Origin of the sequence: Paracoccus sp. KR1-242 (genome assembly GCF_049446195.1) — a bacterium.
GTDB classification, from domain to species: Bacteria; Pseudomonadota; Alphaproteobacteria; order Rhodobacterales; family Rhodobacteraceae; genus Paracoccus; species Paracoccus broussonetiae.
In genome coordinates this window covers 196426-212072 of sequence record NZ_JBMSED010000010.1, presented here as the reverse complement: position 1 = coordinate 212072, position 15647 = coordinate 196426, and the positions used below count along the sequence as shown (strand labels likewise).

15 protein-coding genes are annotated in these 15647 nt (G+C 64.3%); 13 read left to right on the top strand and 2 right to left on the bottom strand.

Annotated elements, in window-relative coordinates:
- The first annotated feature begins 2 nt into the window (after positions 1-2).
- The 8 genes from ACO2Q4_RS16215 (at position 3) to ACO2Q4_RS16180 (ending at position 9415) form a co-directional block, all read left to right on the top strand.
- Entirely contained in the window at positions 3-788 is a 786-nt protein-coding gene (locus ACO2Q4_RS16215) for a TIM barrel protein (RefSeq protein ID WP_423320591.1), read from the top strand.
- Positions 789-798: 10 nt separating this feature from the next.
- Positions 799-1911 (top strand): Gfo/Idh/MocA family protein, encoded by a 1113-nt coding sequence (locus tag ACO2Q4_RS16210; RefSeq protein WP_423320589.1) that lies wholly within the window; start codon positions 799-801, stop codon positions 1909-1911.
- 10 nt (positions 1912-1921) lie between these two features.
- Positions 1922-3835, top strand: coding sequence for a bifunctional 5-dehydro-2-deoxygluconokinase/5-dehydro-2-deoxyphosphogluconate aldolase (locus tag ACO2Q4_RS16205; protein ID WP_423320588.1), 1914 nt, complete (start codon positions 1922-1924; stop codon positions 3833-3835).
- Positions 3832-5664 (top strand): 3D-(3,5/4)-trihydroxycyclohexane-1,2-dione acylhydrolase (decyclizing), encoded by a 1833-nt coding sequence (gene iolD / locus ACO2Q4_RS16200; protein WP_423320586.1) that lies wholly within the window; start codon positions 3832-3834, stop codon positions 5662-5664. Before ACO2Q4_RS16205 ends, iolD begins: the two co-directional genes overlap by 4 nt.
- An 11-nt stretch (positions 5665-5675) precedes the next feature.
- Positions 5676-6593: a myo-inosose-2 dehydratase gene (iolE, locus tag ACO2Q4_RS16195; RefSeq protein ID WP_423320584.1), complete on the top strand. Its 918-nt coding sequence runs from the start codon at positions 5676-5678 to the stop codon at positions 6591-6593.
- A gap of 16 nt (positions 6594-6609) precedes the next feature.
- Positions 6610-7398, top strand: a complete 789-nt coding sequence (iolB, locus tag ACO2Q4_RS16190) for a 5-deoxy-glucuronate isomerase (protein ID WP_423320582.1) — start codon at positions 6610-6612, stop codon at positions 7396-7398.
- Positions 7399-7482: 84 nt separating this feature from the next.
- Complete coding sequence (locus ACO2Q4_RS16185; protein WP_423320580.1) at positions 7483-8361, top strand: oxidoreductase; 879 nt, start codon at positions 7483-7485, stop codon at positions 8359-8361.
- Positions 8362-8707: 346 nt separating this feature from the next.
- On the top strand, positions 8708-9415 hold the full coding sequence (locus tag ACO2Q4_RS16180) for a GntR family transcriptional regulator (protein ID WP_423320578.1): 708 nt from the start codon (positions 8708-8710) through the stop codon (positions 9413-9415).
- Here the strand turns inward: ACO2Q4_RS16180 and ACO2Q4_RS16175 are convergent, their stop codons facing one another.
- On the bottom strand, positions 9416-9820 hold the full coding sequence (locus tag ACO2Q4_RS16175; RefSeq protein WP_423320576.1) for a nuclear transport factor 2 family protein: 405 nt from the start codon (positions 9818-9820) through the stop codon (positions 9416-9418).
- A 78-nt stretch (positions 9821-9898) separates the two neighbouring features.
- On the opposite strand from ACO2Q4_RS16175, the gene ACO2Q4_RS16170 reads away from it, so the two are divergent.
- Entirely contained in the window at positions 9899-11167 is a 1269-nt protein-coding gene (locus ACO2Q4_RS16170; protein ID WP_423320574.1) for an amidohydrolase family protein, read from the top strand.
- Positions 11168-11170: 3 nt separating this feature from the next.
- On the opposite strand, the gene ACO2Q4_RS16165 is transcribed toward ACO2Q4_RS16170, so the two are convergent.
- Positions 11171-12079 (bottom strand): LysR family transcriptional regulator, encoded by a 909-nt coding sequence (locus ACO2Q4_RS16165; RefSeq protein ID WP_423320573.1) that lies wholly within the window; start codon positions 12077-12079, stop codon positions 11171-11173.
- Positions 12080-12206: 127 nt separating this feature from the next.
- Here ACO2Q4_RS16165 and ACO2Q4_RS16160 point away from each other — a divergent pair, with 127 nt between their 5' ends.
- The 4 genes from ACO2Q4_RS16160 (at position 12207) to ACO2Q4_RS16145 (ending at position 15640) form a co-directional block, all read left to right on the top strand.
- Positions 12207-13031, top strand: coding sequence for an aldo/keto reductase (locus tag ACO2Q4_RS16160; RefSeq protein ID WP_423320571.1), 825 nt, complete (start codon positions 12207-12209; stop codon positions 13029-13031).
- A gap of 1 nt (position 13032) precedes the next feature.
- Positions 13033-14205, top strand: a complete 1173-nt coding sequence (locus ACO2Q4_RS16155; protein WP_311759725.1) for an MFS transporter — start codon at positions 13033-13035, stop codon at positions 14203-14205.
- A 114-nt stretch (positions 14206-14319) separates the two neighbouring features.
- Positions 14320-14793 carry a carboxymuconolactone decarboxylase family protein gene (locus tag ACO2Q4_RS16150; RefSeq protein WP_423320569.1) on the top strand — a complete coding sequence of 158 codons (474 nt, stop codon included), beginning with the start codon at positions 14320-14322 and terminating at the stop codon, positions 14791-14793.
- Positions 14783-15640: a sigma-70 family RNA polymerase sigma factor gene (locus tag ACO2Q4_RS16145; protein ID WP_311759723.1), complete on the top strand. Its 858-nt coding sequence runs from the start codon at positions 14783-14785 to the stop codon at positions 15638-15640. The genes ACO2Q4_RS16150 and ACO2Q4_RS16145 overlap by 11 nt, the downstream gene beginning before the upstream one ends.
- Positions 15641-15647 lie beyond the last annotated feature (7 nt).

Sequence of the window (15647 nt, the reverse complement as noted above, 5' to 3'; positions counted from 1 at the left end):
CCATGCGATTTGCCATGAACCACATCGCGGCGCCCGGCCTGTCGCTGGAGGCGTTCTTCACGATGGCACGCAAATTGGGCGCGACCGAGGTCGAGATCCGCAATGACCTGCCGGATATCGTCGCCACCCTGTCGGCGTCCGAGGTCCGGGATATGGCCAGCTCGGCTGGTGTCCGGATCGTCTCGATCAACGCACTTTATCCTTTCAACCTCTGGTCGGGCGATCTGCCCGACCGGGCCGAGGCGCTGGCGGATTACGCCGCCGCCTGCGGGGCAAAAGCGTTGGTCATGTGCCCGCTGAACGATGGCCGTACGGTGACCTTTGACGATCTTGTCGCCGCGCTGTCGGCGTTGAAACCGTTGCTTGAGGCGCGGGGCCTGACCGGGCTGGTAGAGCCGCTGGGCTTTCCAGTCTCGTCGCTGCGCAGCAAGGCTCAGGCGATCAGCGCGATCGAGGCAGTGGGCGGTGCGCAGACCTATCGCCTGGTCCATGACACCTTTCACCACCACCTGGCTGGCGAGCGTGAATTTTTTCCGGAATGGACCGGTCTTGTCCATATCTCCGGCGTGACCGATCCCGACATCGCCGTCGATGCAATGCTGGACCCCCATCGCGGTCTGGTCGATGCGCGCGATCGGCTGGGAAACCTTGACCAGATCCGCACGCTGCTTGCCGGGGGGTATGACGGTCCCTTCAGCTTCGAACCCTTCTCCCCTCAGGTTCACGCTCTTTCCGATCCCGAAACCGCGCTGCGTGACAGCATGTCCCATGTGATCGCCCATGTCTGACGAAATTCCGATGACCCGTCCCATGCCCGAAAATCCCCTTGGCGTCGCCTTGATCGGCACCGGCTTCATGGGGAAATGCCACGCGATGGCGTGGCGCACCGTGGCCGCGACTTTCGGGGGGGCGCATCCCCGGCTTGAGATCCTGTGCGACACGCCCGAAAGCCGCGCCCATGCCTATGCCGGACAGTTCGGTTTCGCGCGGGCGACTGCAGACTGGCACGCGGCGATCGCCGACGACGCGGTGGACGTGGTTTCGATCACCACACCGAATGGCCTGCACCGGCCGATGGCCGAGGCAGCGCTTCGTGCGGGCAAGCATGTCTGGCTGGAAAAGCCGATGGCCCTGACGCTGGCCGATGCCGAGGCGATGGCACAGCTTGCAGCGCAGAATCCGGATCGGGTGACGATCCTGGGCTACAACTACCTGCGTTCGCCCGCGTTTCAGGCTGCGGTGGGTCTGATCCGATCCGGCGCGATCGGCACGCCGCACGCATTCCGCGGTGTCTATGACGAGGACTATTCGGCCGATCCGACGCTGCCCTGGTCCTGGCGCATGACCCACAAAGAGGGTGGCCTTGGCGCACTTGGCGATCTGGGCTGCCATCTGGTCAGCCAGATGGTCGCACTGATGGGTGATGTGACGCAGGTGACGGCGATGACCCAGATCTCGATCCCGATGCGGCCCGCGCCGGACGGCGACAAACCGGTCGAGAACGAGGATTCTGCCCTGGCGCTGGTCCGCTTCGCCAGTGGTGCGCAAGGATCTTTCGCCACCTCGCGCGTCGCGCGCGGCCGCAAGTGCCGCCTGCAATGGGAGGTGCACGGGTCGGGTGGAACCATCACCTTCGACCAGGAGAACATGAACGCGCTGTGGCTGCACCGCGCGGGCGAGGCTGGCTTTACCCGCCACCTGACCGGCCCGGACCAGCCCGACTATGCCGCCTTCTGCCCCGCCCCCGGCCATAATTTCGGCTTCAACGAGCAGAAGGTGATCGAGGCTCGCGACCTGATCTCGGCCATCGCCGGGGGACCGTCCTGCGGCCCCGACTTTGCGGCGGGCCTGAAGATCGAGCGCGTAATCCATGCCATGGCGACCTCGAACGGCCGCCCGGTTGAATTGTGAGGATGAGGGAATGACCAAGAACCTTGACGTGATCACCATCGGGCGCGCCGGCGTCGATCTTTACGGCGCGCAGGTCGGCGGGCGGCTTGAGGACATGGGCTCCTTCCGCAAGTATATCGGCGGCTCGCCCACAAACATCGCCTGCGGCGCCGCCCGGCTGGGGCTGAAATCGGCCCTGATCACGCGCGTCGGTGATGAACATATGGGCCGCTTCATCCGCGAAGAACTGGTTCGCGAAGGCGTCGACGTGCGCGGCGTCAAGACCGATCCTGAACGCCTGACCGCGCTGGTCATCCTGGGCATTCGGGACGAAGAACAGTTCCCGCTGATCTTTTATCGCGAGAACTGCGCCGATATGGCGTTGTGCGAAGATGACATCGACGAAGCCCTGATCGCGGATGCGCGTTCCGTGCTGGTGACCGGCACCCATCTCAGCAACCAGCGGACCGAGGCGGCGGTGCTGAAGGCGCTGACCCTTGCGCGGCAACATGGCGCGCGGACGGCGCTGGACATCGACTATCGTCCGAACCTGTGGGGTGTCGCAGGACATGGCGACGGAGAAAGCCGCTTTGTTGAAAGCGCCAAGGTGACGGCCAAGCTGCAATCCACCCTGCATCTGTTCGACCTGATCGTTGGAACCGAAGAGGAATTTCACATCGCTGGCGGCTCGACCGATACGCTGGACGCGCTTCGCGCGGTGCGCGCGGTCACGGATGCGGTTTTGATCTGCAAGCGCGGGGCCAAGGGGGCCGTGGCCCTGACCGGCGCGATCCCGGATTCGCTGGACAAGGGGGAAACGGGGCCGGGTTTCCCGATCGAGGTCTTCAACGTCCTTGGTGCGGGCGACGGGTTCTTCTCCGGTTTGCTCAAGGGGTGGTTGGACGGCGAGGCCTGGCCTCGGGCGCTGGAATACGCCAATGCCTGCGGCGCATTCGCGGTCAGCCGACATGGCTGCACCCCGGCCTATCCCAGCCTCGCCGAGCTGGAATTTTTCCTGAAGCGCGGCGTGATCCGCCCGGACTTGCGCAACGACGCCGAGCTTGAGCAGATCCACTGGTCCACGAACCGCAAGGGCGAATGGCCGGTCATGCGGGTCTTTGCATTCGACCACCGGATGCAGCTTGAGTCACTTGCAGGATTTACCCCCGACAAGGCGGGTGCCTTCAAGCAGCTTTGCCTGCGCGCGGCCCTGCAGGTTCAGGATGGTCGGCCGGGCTATGGCATCCTGTGCGACGACCGCCTTGGTCGCCGCGCCCTGCATGCCGCTGCGGGCACGGGACTGTGGGTCGGGAGGCCCTGCGAATGGCCCGGCTCTCGCCCCTTGCAGCTCGAACCTGCGCTTGGTCCCGATTGCGGCGGGTTGGAGGTTTGGGCGCGCGACAATGTCGTCAAGGTGCTGTGCTTCTGCCACCCGGACGACGATGATGCGACCCGCAGCGCACAAGAGGCCACTGTCCAGCGCCTGTTCGCCGCAGCGCGCCGGAACGATCTGGAGTTTCTGTTGGAAATCATCCCCTCGAAGGTCGGGCCGGTCGACGACCTGACCACAGCGACGCTGATCCGCCGCTTCTATGACATCGGCATCCGCCCCGACTGGTGGAAGCTGGAGCCAATGGCCACCCCCGAGGCGTGGCGGAACGCCGTGGCCGCGATCGAGGAGAACGACCGCCATACCCGCGGGATCGTCGTCCTTGGCCTCGACGCGCCGGAAGCCGCGTTGGCCGCCAGCTTCCGCGTCGCGGCCAGCTTTCCGCTGGTCAAGGGGTTCGCGGTCGGTCGCACGATCTTTGCCGAAGTGGCGCGCCGCTGGTTCGCGGGCGAGATCGAGGACGCGGCCGCCGTCGCCGAAATGGCGGCGCGTTTTGCCCGGCTCTGCGACGTCTGGGATGGCTCGCGCGCCCGCGCACAGGAGGAAGCCGCATGACAACGATCCGTCTGACCGCTGCACAGGCCATGGTGCGCTGGCTATCCGTTCAGATGAACGAAGAGGGTGAGCGGTTCATCGAAGGCTGCTGGGCAATCTTTGGCCATGGCAACGTTGCTGGGCTGGGAGAGGCGCTGCACGGGATCGTAGACGCCTTCCCGACCTGGCGTGGCCAGAATGAGCAGACGATGGCCCATGCCGCCATCGCCTATGCCAAGGCCAAGGGGCGCAGGCGCGCACAGGCCGTGACCAGCTCGATCGGGCCCGGTGCCACGAACATGGTGACGGCGGCGGCGCTGGCGCATGTGAACCGCCTTCCGGTCCTGCTGATCCCCGGCGACGTCTTCGCCAGCCGCAGGCCAGATCCCGTGCTGCAACAGATCGAGGATTTCGACGATGGAACCGTCGGCGCGAATGACTGCTTCCGCCCGGTCGTGCGCTATTTCGATCGCATCACGCGTCCTGAGCAGTTGTTGTCGGCGCTACCGCGCGCCCTGCGGGTGATGACCGATCCTGCGGATTGCGGCCCGGTTTGCCTGGCCTTCTGCCAGGATGTCCAGGCCGAGGCCTATGACTGGCCCGAGGCGTTCTTTGCCCCGCGCGTCTGGCGCATCCGTCGCCCCGAACCCGATGCTGTCGAACTGGCCGAGGTTGTCCAGCTGATCCGCGGCGCGAACAAGCCGGTCCTGATCTGCGGCGGTGGAGTGTTCTATTCCGGGGCTGAACGGGCTCTGGCCGAATTTGCCACGCGCCACAACATTCCGGTCGTTGAAACCCAGGCCGGAAAATCGGCGCTGCCACAGTCCCATCCCCTGAACTTTGGAGCTGCTGGCGTGGACGGATCGGCGGCAGCAAACGCCTGCGTTACGGGCGCGGACCTTGTGATCGGGATCGGGACGCGGTTTCAGGACTTCACCACCGGGTCGCGGACTTTGTTCGCCGCGGAGGTGCCGCTCGTTTCAGTCAACGTGCAGTCTTATGACGCGGCCAAGCATGGGGCGGTCGCTCTGGTATCGGACGCGCGGGTGGCTCTGGAGCGGCTGTCGACCGCGCTTGGCGATCACCGCCTTGGGACTGTCGACGCCAAATCCCGAGCCGACTGGTTGGCGACGGTCGATGCGCATTGCGCGGCCCCGGCCATTGGCAATGCCCTGCCCACCGATGCGCAGGTGATCGGTGCGGTCCAGCGTGCCTCGACGCCCGCCAGCATCGCCATGTGTGCGGCCGGGACCATGCCCGGCGCGCTGAAGTTGCTGTGGCAACCGGCCCAAGGCGGCTATCACATGGAATACGGCTACAGCTGCATGGGTTACGAGATCGCCGGCGCAATGGGCATCAAGCTTGCCCGCCCCGAGCGCGAGGTGATCTGCTTCGTCGGTGACGGCAGCTACATGATGGCGAACAGCGAGCTTGCGACCGCCGTCATGCGTCGCGTGCCCTTTACCGTGGTTCTGACCGACAACCGCGGCTTTGGCTGCATCAACCGTCTGCAGCAAGGCACGGGCGGAGAGGAGTTCAACAACCTCTACAAGGACTGCAATATCGAGCGTCAGCCCCGGATCGACTATGTCGCCCACGCGGCCAGCATGGGCGCCCATGCGGTGAAAGCGCGCGACATTCCCGATCTTGAAGCCGAGATCGTCGCCGCCCGGTCGCGCGACCTTCCCACCGTGATCGTCATCGAGACCGATCCGACCCACGGCCCCGGCGAGGCGGGCGGCGGGCATTGGTGGGACGTCGCCGTCCCCGAAACCGGGCAGAGCGACAAGCTTCGCGCTGCCTATGCCGATTATATCGAAAACGCGCGCCGGCAGGCGCTGGTCAACTGAAGGACAAGTCCATGATCCGCTACGGAACCAACCCGATCGCCTGGGCGAATGACGACGACCAATCGATCGGCGCCGACATTCCCACGGAACAGATCCTGCATGAGGCGGGCGAGGTGATCGGCTTTGACGGGATCGAGAATGGCCACCGCTGGCCAGATGATCCGGTCGCACTGCGCGAACTGCTGGGAAAATATGGTCTGGACTTCATCTCGGGCTGGTATTCGACAGAACTTCTGACGCGGTCGGTCAAGGATGAGATCGCCGCAGTCCAGCCGCATCTGGCCAAGCTGAAAGCCAATGGGTGCAAAGTCTGCATCGTCTGCGAATGCTCGAATACCGTCCATGGCCGCCCTGATGTTCCGGTGAACGATCGCCCGCGGCTGAATGCTGACGAGATGGCGGCCTTTGGCGCGAAGATCGAAGATTTCGCCGCGTATCTGGCGGATCAGGGGATCACGCTGGCCTATCATCACCACATGGGAACCGTGGTCGAAAGCCCCGAGGAAATCGACGCCTTCATGGCCGCCACGGGCCCCGCCACTCATCTGCTGTTCGATTCCGGTCATTGCACCTTTGGTGGGGGCGATCCGGCGACGGTGTTGGCGCGACATGTCGGGCGGGTCGCGCATTTCCATGCCAAGAACATCCGTCGCCCGGTGACCGAACGCGTCCGGGCTGAACGCCTGTCCTTTATCCAGGGCGTGCTGGCGGGAGCCTTTACCGTGCCCGGTGATTCTGAGGGTGGGATCGATTTCCTGCCCTTGCTGCGCATTCTGGCGCAAGCGGGCTATGACGGCTGGCTGGTCATCGAGGCAGAGCAGGACCCGAAGCTGCGCAATCCGTTGAAATACCAGTCGATGGGACTTGCCGCGTTGAAAGCGGCGGCGGTCGAAGCCGGTCTGGACCGCACGTCGGTCAAGGCTGTCTGAGAAAGGAGGGGATCGCATGGCGGATCTTTTGCGAAAGCCTTTTGGCAGCCACGGCAAGGTGCATGACATCTCTCCGCTTTCTGCGGGTTGGAGATATGTGGGCTTTGGCCTTTATCACCTGCGCGCCGGCGAGGAAGCGGCCGAGCAGACCGGGGACCGCGAGATCATTCTGGTCATGGTCCAGGGCAAGGCCGCGATCACGGCTGCGGATCGCGACTGGGGTATCCTGGGGCAACGGATGGATGTCTTTGAAAAGACCCCCCCGCATTGCCTTTACGTCCCGAACGGCAGCTCTTGGCAAGTTCGGGCCGAAACCGACTGCGTCGTCGCGGTATGCAGCGCGCCGGGGCGGGGTGGCCACCCTGCGCGTCGGATCGGCCCGGAAGGGATCACCCTGACTCAGCGTGGTGAGGGCAGCAACACGCGCTGGATCAACAACATCGCGATGGAGGCAGAGGATTTCTGCGACAGCCTGCTGGTGACCGAGGTCTTCACCCCTTCGGGCAACTGGTCAAGCTATCCCAGCCACCGGCATGACGAAGACGACTTTCCCCGTATCACCTATCTTGAGGAAACCTATTACCATCGCATCAATCCCGGTCGGGGCTGGGGGTTGCAGCGGGTCTATACCGATGACGGGACGCTGGACGAGGCGATGGCAGTCCGCGACGGCGACGTCGTTCTTGTTCCCCGCGGCCATCATCCCTGCGGCGCGCCCCACGGGTTCGAGCTTTACTACCTGAACGTCATGGCCGGACCCCTGCGCAAATGGCGCTTTGTCGCCGCGCCCGAGATGGAGGGCTGAAGGAACCTCTCCGGACCGGTTATCAATCGCGCGTTCATGTGCCAGATTGGTGTGACGAGCCGATCCACCAAGGGAGTGCTTTTCATGACATCGACCCAATCCTTGCCAGCGGCGGCCGCGGGCCGCTTCACCTTTCCGGGCACCGCGCTTAGCGTCAACCGGATGGGCTATGGCGCGATGCAGCTTGCGGGCCAGCATGTCTTTGGCCCCCCCAAGGACGTGGACGAGGCGCTTGCCGTCCTGCGCGAAGCAGTGGCGCTGGGGGTTGATCACATCGATACCAGCGATTTCTACGGCCCCCATGTCACCAATCGCCTGATCCGAGAGGCGCTTTACCCCTATCCGCAGGAACTGGTCATCGTGACCAAGATCGGGGCATGGCGTGACGACAAGGGGGACTGGATCCTTGAGCGGAGCGAGGAGTTCCTTCGCCAATCGGTCGAGGACAACTTGAAACGCCTGGGCCTGCAACAGATGCAGATCGTGAACCTGCGCATGGGCGGCCGCGAGGATGACATCGCGACCCCCATGCGGGTCATGCGCGCCATGCAGGAAGAGGGGCTGATCGCCCATATCGGCATCAGCACCGTCACCATGAACCAGCTGGCAATCGCGCGCGACATCGCCCCGATTGTCTGCGTGCAGAACCACTACAATCTGGTCCAGCGCAATGACGATGCACTGATCGATGCACTGGCGGCGGATGGGATCGGGTATGCGGCCTATTTCCCGCTTGGCGGGTTCAATCCTTTGCAATCCTCGGGCCTGTCGGCCATTGCGGCCGAGATGGGGTTCACCCCGCAGCAAGTGGCGCTGGCCTGGCTGCTGGCGCGCGCGCCGAACATCCTGCTGATCCCCGGCACCTCGTCGCGCGGGCATCTGCGCGAGAATATCGCTGCCGCCGGAATCCGCTTTACCGCGGATCAGCGGGCCCGGCTCGACGCGCTGGTTTCTGCAGCCTAGGGAGCATGGGGGCGGCCGGCGCAAGCTGCCGGCCGCCCCCATGCGTGACTGCTACCATTTGAAATCGTTACCGCCGAGCTGGTTCAGCGCGCGTCGTCCACCACGTCGCGCCGTCCCTTGTTTCCCGTCAAAGGGGTTACGTAGCTGCCGCGTATTTTCATCCCTGCGAAAGACAAAAAATCTTCGGTCGGACGGGCATTGGGAAACTTTCGCTTTGTCCCGCTGTGTGCGATGGAGGGGTTGGGTGAAGTTTGATGCCAGGACACATGCATAAACTGCATGCAGTTTCTGTTTTAAATTCTATGCAGCCCATGGCCAGGATCAACTGGGGCCGGGAAAGGGGATCATGACCACGACGCGCAAGACAGTCCGGGCCGAGGGTGACCGTGTTTCCATCATCTGTCAGGGTATCCGCCACGCGATCATCGACGGGGCTTTGATGCCCGGCGACCGCCTGCCCGAGGATTCGCTTGGCGAAAGCTTCGGCGTCAGCCGGACGATTGCTCGCCATGCACTGGGCCAGCTTGCGGCCGAGGGGCTGGTCGACTTGCGCCGCAACCGGATTGCGACCGTCGCCACGCCGACGCCCGAAGATGCGCGTGACATCTTCGACATCCGGGTCGCGCTGGAACGGCAGGTGGTTCAGCATCTTGCGGGGCGCCTGACTGAGGCACAGGCCAAAGAGTTGCAGGGGATCGTGACGCGCGAACACGACGCCCGAAGCGGCCCCGAGGGTGCCTCGATCCGGCTTGCGACCGAGTTCCACATCCGGCTGGCCGAGATGACAGGAAAGCCGATCCTGATCCGCTATGTCACGGAAATCTGTTACAGGGCGGGGCTTTCGCTGTCGGCATTGGGGCGGCCCCATTCGTCGGACTGCGCGATCAGCGAGCATCTTGAGTTGATACGCGTGATCCGTTCGGGGCCCGCCGACCGGGCCGCGGCCCTGGTGGCCGAGCATCTGGAGGCGGTCGCCACCCGTGCCCTTCTGGACGGAGAGGCGGGGCGCAGCCGCGATTTGGTCAGCATCCTGACCCCCTATGCGACGGGCTGATCAGCGCCGCCCCACAGACGGATCAAGAATCCACTCCGCGCTATCGTTCCAGACGTCCGTTTCCAGGATCAGCCCGTCGCGGACGACAAAGCGGTCGATATAGCGGTTGTGATCAAAGGCCGTGCCATCGGGCCATTCGCCAAACAGAAATCCAAGGCTATAGACCGTGGTTTCCTGCTTTCCGGGCACGACGTCGTAACGCTCGATCCGCTTCTTCACCCATTTATAGCGTGCCGCATTGAACGAAGTCGGGCCAGTTGCGGTATCGAATTGACGATTGCCGGTGAAGCGACAGATGAAGCCCGGAGCGACGAAGCGTGCCGCGCGCTCGGGGTCGGGTGTCATCGAAGCCTCCAGATAATCTTTCACCGCCTGAAGATCTCGTTCGGCTCGGGGATCCATCATTCACCTCGTTCATTGCTATGGAGCGCAATAACTGCATACAGAAGATAGATGCAATCTATTTGGACAGTTTCAAGAATCATGACCGCCGCGCCGTTTGACCTGATGCTCCGCAATGCCAGACCCTGGGGGCAGGCGCCTTGCGATATCGGCATTCGGGATGGGCGGATCGCAGGCCTTGGCACGCTCGCTGGCGCGGACATCCTGACCGATGACCTGGGTGGGCGGATCGTCGTTCCCGGTTTTGTCGAAGCGCATATCCACTTGGACAAGGCCGGGCTGATCTGCCGATGCGGTCAGGCGGGGGGGCTGCGCGAGGCGGTAGAAGAGGTCTCGCGCCTAAAGCGTGAATTTACGATCGAGGATGTCCATACCCGCGGCGCCCGCGTGGTCGAGGCGGCGATCGCGCAGGGGACCATGCGGATGCGCAGCCATGTCGAAGTGGACACGCGCGCCGGTTTGCGCAGCTTTCACGCGGTCAGGCGGCTGCAGGAGGACTATGCCTTCGCGATGGACATCCAGATCTGCGCTTTCGCCCAAGAGGGGCTGACCAACGACCCCGAGGGGAAAGCCCTGTTGGAACAGGCGCTGGCAGAGGGCGCCGATCTTCTGGGCGGCTGTCCCTATACCGACGTCGACCCGGTCGGGCAGATCGAGTGGCTTTTCGGCATGGCGGTCCGTCATGATGTGGACCTGGATTTCCACCTTGATTTCGACCTTGATCCCGGTTGGACGCATATGGATGCGGTCTGCGATGCGACCATGCGCCACGGCTGGCAGGGCCGTGTCACGATCGGCCATGCCACGAAACTGGCGGTGATGGAGGATGACCGGATCCGCCACCATGCCACGCGGCTGGCCGAGGCGGGCGTTGCGGTGGTGGCCCTGCCCTCGACCGATCTATATCTGAATGGAATGGATCAGGGGCATCGCGCGCCGCGTGGCGTCGCGCCGGTCCATCTGCTGGCGGGCGCGGGGGTCGGGGTGGCGGTCGCCACGAATAACGTCATGAACCCCTTTACACCCTATGGCGACTGCTCGCTGCTGCGCATGGCCAATCTATATGCCAATATCATGCATCTGGGCGCGGCTGATTTTCCGGTCTGTCTGGACATGGTGACCCATGGTCCGGCGCGGATGCTGGGCATTCGCGACTATGGGCTTCGGATCGGCGATCAGGCTGACCTTGTGGTGCTGGACGCCGACAACCTGACAGAGGCTTTTGCGGGCATCGCGCTGCCTGTCGCGGGATACAAACGGGGCCGCAAGACTTTTGAGCGCTCACCCGCCAAGTTGATCCGTCCAAAGGGCGATACCGTTGCGACTGTCGCGGGACTGCCGGAATGCTGATCGCTAAATTGCCGCGTCCAGAAAGCTGCGCAGTCTCGGAGTCATGAAGTCGAGCAGCGCGCGGACGCGATGGGGCATTCTTTCCCCGCCCAGGAACAGGGCATGGACGTCCTCGTTGTCGCCGCGCGTGGCATCAGGAAGGATCTCCACCAGTCGCCCTGACTTCAGATCCTCGCGCACGTGGAATTCCCCCATGCGCGCCAGTCCCATCCCGGCCAGCGCCATGCGGCGCAAGGTTTCGCCATTGTTGGTCTGAAGCGGTCCGGCGACGCCACGATCAGGCATACGGCTGACGTCGCGCGACGGACCGATGACCTCGCTGCGGCGGAAGTTGAGGCCAAGGAAGCTGTGCCGCGCCAGGTCGTCGAAACTTGACGGCGTGCCGTTCCGGCGCAGGTAATCCGGCGAGGCCACGATCTTGCGCGGCGCGGTCCCCAGCTTGCGTGCCATCAGGCCGGAACTGGGCAACTGCCCAACCCGGAACGCGACATCGGTGCGATCCAGATAAAGATCGACGATCTCGTCAGACAGCGACAGGTCGATCACGATATTTGGGTAAGCAGCCCAAAAGGCGGGAAGCAGCGGCTCGACCCCGACGATCCCGAAACCGACCGAGCAGGTGATCCGGACCGTGCCGCTGATGCTCGCCGCCCCATGCGACAGGTCGCGTTCGATCTCTTCCAGCTCGGTCAGCAGGGACTGGCTGCGTTGATAGTAAATCCGGCCCTCGGCAGTCAGGGCAAGCCGCCGGGTCGAGCGTTCCAGCAGCCGGACGCCCAACCGCGCCTCGATCCGCGCGATCAGTTTCGAAACGGTCGAGGGCGTCATCCGCAATTGCCGGGCCGCATCGGAAAAGCTGCCGCTTTCGACCACCCGCAGGAAAACCTGCATTTCGCCCGCACGGTTGTCCATTCATGGCCTCTTGTGAATTTTCTTCACAAATAATGTGCCGATGCGCGCGATTATCAAGCGGCAGGGCGGGCGCTATTTGCCCTTTCATGACCACAGGGCGCGCGCCTGCGCCGAACAGGAGTTTACGATGCAATATGTGGATGCCCACGGGGCCCGGATCCCCGTGCTTGGCTTTGGCGTGTTCCGCATGTCCGATGCCGAGGTTGAAGCGGTCGTTCCCGCCGCGCTTGAGGCGGGTTTCCGCCATTTCGACACCGCCCAGATCTATGAGAATGAGGCTGCCCTTGGACGCGCCCTTGCGCTGGCCGGTGCACAGCGGGACGAGCTCTTCCTGACCACGAAGGTCTGGGTATCGAACTACAGCGAAACCCGCTTTGCCGCTTCGGTCGAGGAAAGCCTTGAGAAACTGGGCACCGATCATGTCGACCTGCTTCTGGCCCATTGGCCGGGCGACCAGGTGTCGGTGGCCAAGCAGGTTGACTGGCTGAACGAGGTCCATGCCTCTGGCAAGGCGCGGTTCATCGGCGTCAGCAACTATAATCGGGGCCAGCTGCGCCAGGCGATCGCTGCCAGTGCCGCGCCCATCGTCACCAATCAGGTCGAGATGCATCCCTATCTGGACCAGTCGGCGCTTGCCGCGCTGGCAGCGGAAACCGGAACCGCGCTGACGGCCTATTACGGGATGGCCGACGGAGCAGTCCCGCGTGACGCGGTCATCGGACGGATCGCGGCGGCGCATGGCAAAACTGCGGCCCAGGTCGGATTGCGCTGGCTGATCCAGCAAGGGCATATCGCCCTGTCCAAGACCGCCCGGCCCGGCCGCGTGGCCGAGAATTTCGACATCTTCGACTTCACGCTCAGCGATGACGACATGGCGGCGATCTCGGGCCTTGCCCGTGCGGATGGCCGCCTGGTTGATCCCGCGGGCCTTGCCCCCGATTGGACCGCGTAACATGCAGACCCGCAATTCAAGCTGGCCGCTTCTGGCCCTGGCGATCGGCGCCTTCGCCATTGGCACGACCGAGTTCTCTCCCATGGGTCTGTTGCCCGTGATCGCCCAAGGGGTCGATGTCTCGATCCCTCGTGCGGGACTTCTGGTCAGTGCCTATGCCATCGGCGTGATGGTCGGGGCGCCGGTGATGACTCTGCTGTTCGCCCGCTTCGGAAAGCGCGCGGCGCTGATCGCGCTGATGGGGATTTTCACCGTCGGGAACCTGATGTCGGCGTTGTCCCCGGATTACTGGACGTTGCTTCTGTCGCGGATCGTGACCAGCCTGAACCACGGTGCCTTCTTTGGTCTTGGCGCAGTCGTCGCGGCCAGTGTGGTGCCGCGTGAGCGGCAGGCAAGCGCGGTGGCGACGATGTTCATGGGCCTGACCATCGCCAATATCGGTGGCGTGCCGGTCGCGACATGGGTCGGCCAACAGATAGGCTGGCGCGAGGCTTTCGCGGGCACGGCGGTCCTGGGCCTTGTCACGATCACGGCGCTGGCACTGGCGCTGCCCAAGGGTATTCCCGGCGAGCGCCCCGATGTCCGGCGCGAGCTGAAGGTCCTGGTTCGCCCGGAGGTGCTGATCGCCATGCTGACGACGGTGATGGGTGCGGGCGCGATGTTCACGCTGTATACCTATGTCGCGCCACTGCTTCAGACGCTGACCAACGCCTCGGAAGGGTTCGTGACCCTGTCCCTTGTGCTGATCGGATTGGGTTTCACCATCGGGAACTGGCTTGGCGGTCGGCTGGCCGACTGGTCGCTTGAGGGCGCTACGGCGATCTTCCTGGCTGCGCTGGCGACGATCATGCTGGCCGCGCCGCTGCTGCTTGGTACCACAGTCGGCGCCGCGCTGACCCTGCTATTCTGGGGCGCTGCCGCCTTCGCCATCGTCCCGCCGGTCCAGATGCGGGTCATGCAGGCCGCGTCCGAAGCGCCGGGTCTGGCCTCGTCGATCAATATCGGGGCGTTCAACCTTGGCAATGCCGTTGGCGCGGCCCTGGGCGGAGCCGTGATCGGCGCGGGCTACGGCTATGCTGCGGTGCCGGTCGCCGGCGGATTGTTGGCGGCGGCTGGCCTGGGCCTTGTATGGTTGGGTCGCCGCCGGGCCGCGCCGCTGGCAGCCACCTGCTGAAGCGCCATTACAGCGCGATAAGAAAACACGCGGCGAAGAATAAATCTTTCGCCGCGTGTCACATCTGGCCCCGTCGCCTCGTCAAGCTAGTATCAGATGACACAGGAGACGATGATGACCCCCCGCATGACCGACTATTTCAAACGCGCCAAATCCGGGTTCGAGCCGCTGATGGCGATTGAGACGGCGATCAAGGGCAGCACGCTTGAGCCGCGCCTGCTGCACCTGGTCAAGTTGCGCGCCAGCCAGATCAACGGTTGCGCCTTTTGCATCCAGATGCACGTCGCCGAGGCGCTGAAGGATGGCGAGACGCAACTGCGCCTGCATATGCTGCCCGCATGGCGTGAAAGCAGCCTCTACTCCCCGCGCGAACGCGCTGCGCTGGCTTGGACCGAAGCGTTGACCCTGGTCGCCAGCACCGGCGCGCCGGACGCGGACTGGGCGGAAGTGGTTGCCGCCTTTAACGAAGATGAACGGGCCTGGTTGTCCGTGGCGATCGGGGCGATCAACATGTGGAACCGCATCCAGGTCGGTTTCCGCGCCGCCCATGGGACCAGCCTGCCCGAGGCGCGGGCCAATGCGGCCTGACGCGCTTGCCTTGTTTCAGGCGCAGCGGCCCCGGCTGCTGCGTCTGGCCTATCGGATGCTCGGATCGCATGGCGAGGCCGAGGATATCGTGCAAGAGGCATGGCTTCGCTGGAGCAGGTCGGACAGCGAGGCGGTGATCGAACCCGCGGCCTGGCTGACCCGCGTGGTGTCGCGGCTGTGCCTTGACCAGATGAAATCGGCCCGGGCCCGGCGCGAGACCTATCCGGGCACGTGGCTGCCCGAACCGCTAATCGAGGAGGAAGATGACGCGCTTCGGCCCGATAACCTGACGCTATCCTTGATGATGGCGCTGGAAAGGTTGTCGCCGTTGGAGCGCGCGGCCTTTCTGCTGCATGACGTTTTTGGCCGTCCCCTGGACGAGGTCGCGGACACGATCGGGCGCAATCCGGCAGCGACACGCCAGCTTGCCGCGCGCGCCCGCGAACATGTCCGCATCGACCGCCCCCGCTATGCCGTTCCCCGCGATGCCGGAGACGAAATCGCCCGCGCCTTTTTCGACGCCTGTTCCTCGGGTGACGCGGCAAAGCTTGGCGCGATGCTGGCCGAGGGGGCCAGCCTGCGCTCGGACGGTGGCGGCAAGGTCCTGTCCTATCCCAACGTGATCGAGGGCGCGCCCAACCTTGTCCGGCTGTTTCTTGGGCTTGCCCGCAAGTTTGGCGAGCACAACGAATTTCTGGGTGCGACGGTGATCGATGGCCTGCCGGGCTTTGTCAGCCGGGTCAATGGCACGCTGCAGACCACCGCGCTGGAGATAGAGGATAGCCGCATCACCGCGATCTTCGTCACGCGCAATCCCGACAAGCTGGACGGCGTGGTGAAGCACTGAGCGCAGG

What these genes read in the sequence shown, in the direction of transcription:
- ACO2Q4_RS16215 (WP_423320591.1), top strand. Translation starts at nt 3, where the DNA reads ATGCGATTTGCCATGAACCACATCGCGGCGCCCGGCCTGTCGCTGGAG.
- ACO2Q4_RS16210 (WP_423320589.1), top strand. Translation starts at nt 799, where the DNA reads ATGACCCGTCCCATGCCCGAAAATCCCCTTGGCGTCGCCTTGATCGGC.
- ACO2Q4_RS16205 (WP_423320588.1), top strand. Translation starts at nt 1,922, where the DNA reads ATGACCAAGAACCTTGACGTGATCACCATCGGGCGCGCCGGCGTCGAT.
- iolD (WP_423320586.1), top strand. Translation starts at nt 3,832, where the DNA reads ATGACAACGATCCGTCTGACCGCTGCACAGGCCATGGTGCGCTGGCTA.
- iolE (WP_423320584.1), top strand. Translation starts at nt 5,676, where the DNA reads ATGATCCGCTACGGAACCAACCCGATCGCCTGGGCGAATGACGACGAC.
- iolB (WP_423320582.1), top strand. Translation starts at nt 6,610, where the DNA reads ATGGCGGATCTTTTGCGAAAGCCTTTTGGCAGCCACGGCAAGGTGCAT.
- ACO2Q4_RS16185 (WP_423320580.1), top strand. Translation starts at nt 7,483, where the DNA reads ATGACATCGACCCAATCCTTGCCAGCGGCGGCCGCGGGCCGCTTCACC.
- ACO2Q4_RS16180 (WP_423320578.1), top strand. Translation starts at nt 8,708, where the DNA reads ATGACCACGACGCGCAAGACAGTCCGGGCCGAGGGTGACCGTGTTTCC.
- ACO2Q4_RS16175 (WP_423320576.1), bottom strand. Translation starts at nt 9,820, where the DNA reads ATGATGGATCCCCGAGCCGAACGAGATCTTCAGGCGGTGAAAGATTAT.
- ACO2Q4_RS16170 (WP_423320574.1), top strand. Translation starts at nt 9,899, where the DNA reads ATGACCGCCGCGCCGTTTGACCTGATGCTCCGCAATGCCAGACCCTGG.
- ACO2Q4_RS16165 (WP_423320573.1), bottom strand. Translation starts at nt 12,079, where the DNA reads ATGGACAACCGTGCGGGCGAAATGCAGGTTTTCCTGCGGGTGGTCGAA.
- ACO2Q4_RS16160 (WP_423320571.1), top strand. Translation starts at nt 12,207, where the DNA reads ATGCAATATGTGGATGCCCACGGGGCCCGGATCCCCGTGCTTGGCTTT.
- ACO2Q4_RS16155 (WP_311759725.1), top strand. Translation starts at nt 13,033, where the DNA reads ATGCAGACCCGCAATTCAAGCTGGCCGCTTCTGGCCCTGGCGATCGGC.
- ACO2Q4_RS16150 (WP_423320569.1), top strand. Translation starts at nt 14,320, where the DNA reads ATGACCCCCCGCATGACCGACTATTTCAAACGCGCCAAATCCGGGTTC.
- ACO2Q4_RS16145 (WP_311759723.1), top strand. Translation starts at nt 14,783, where the DNA reads ATGCGGCCTGACGCGCTTGCCTTGTTTCAGGCGCAGCGGCCCCGGCTG.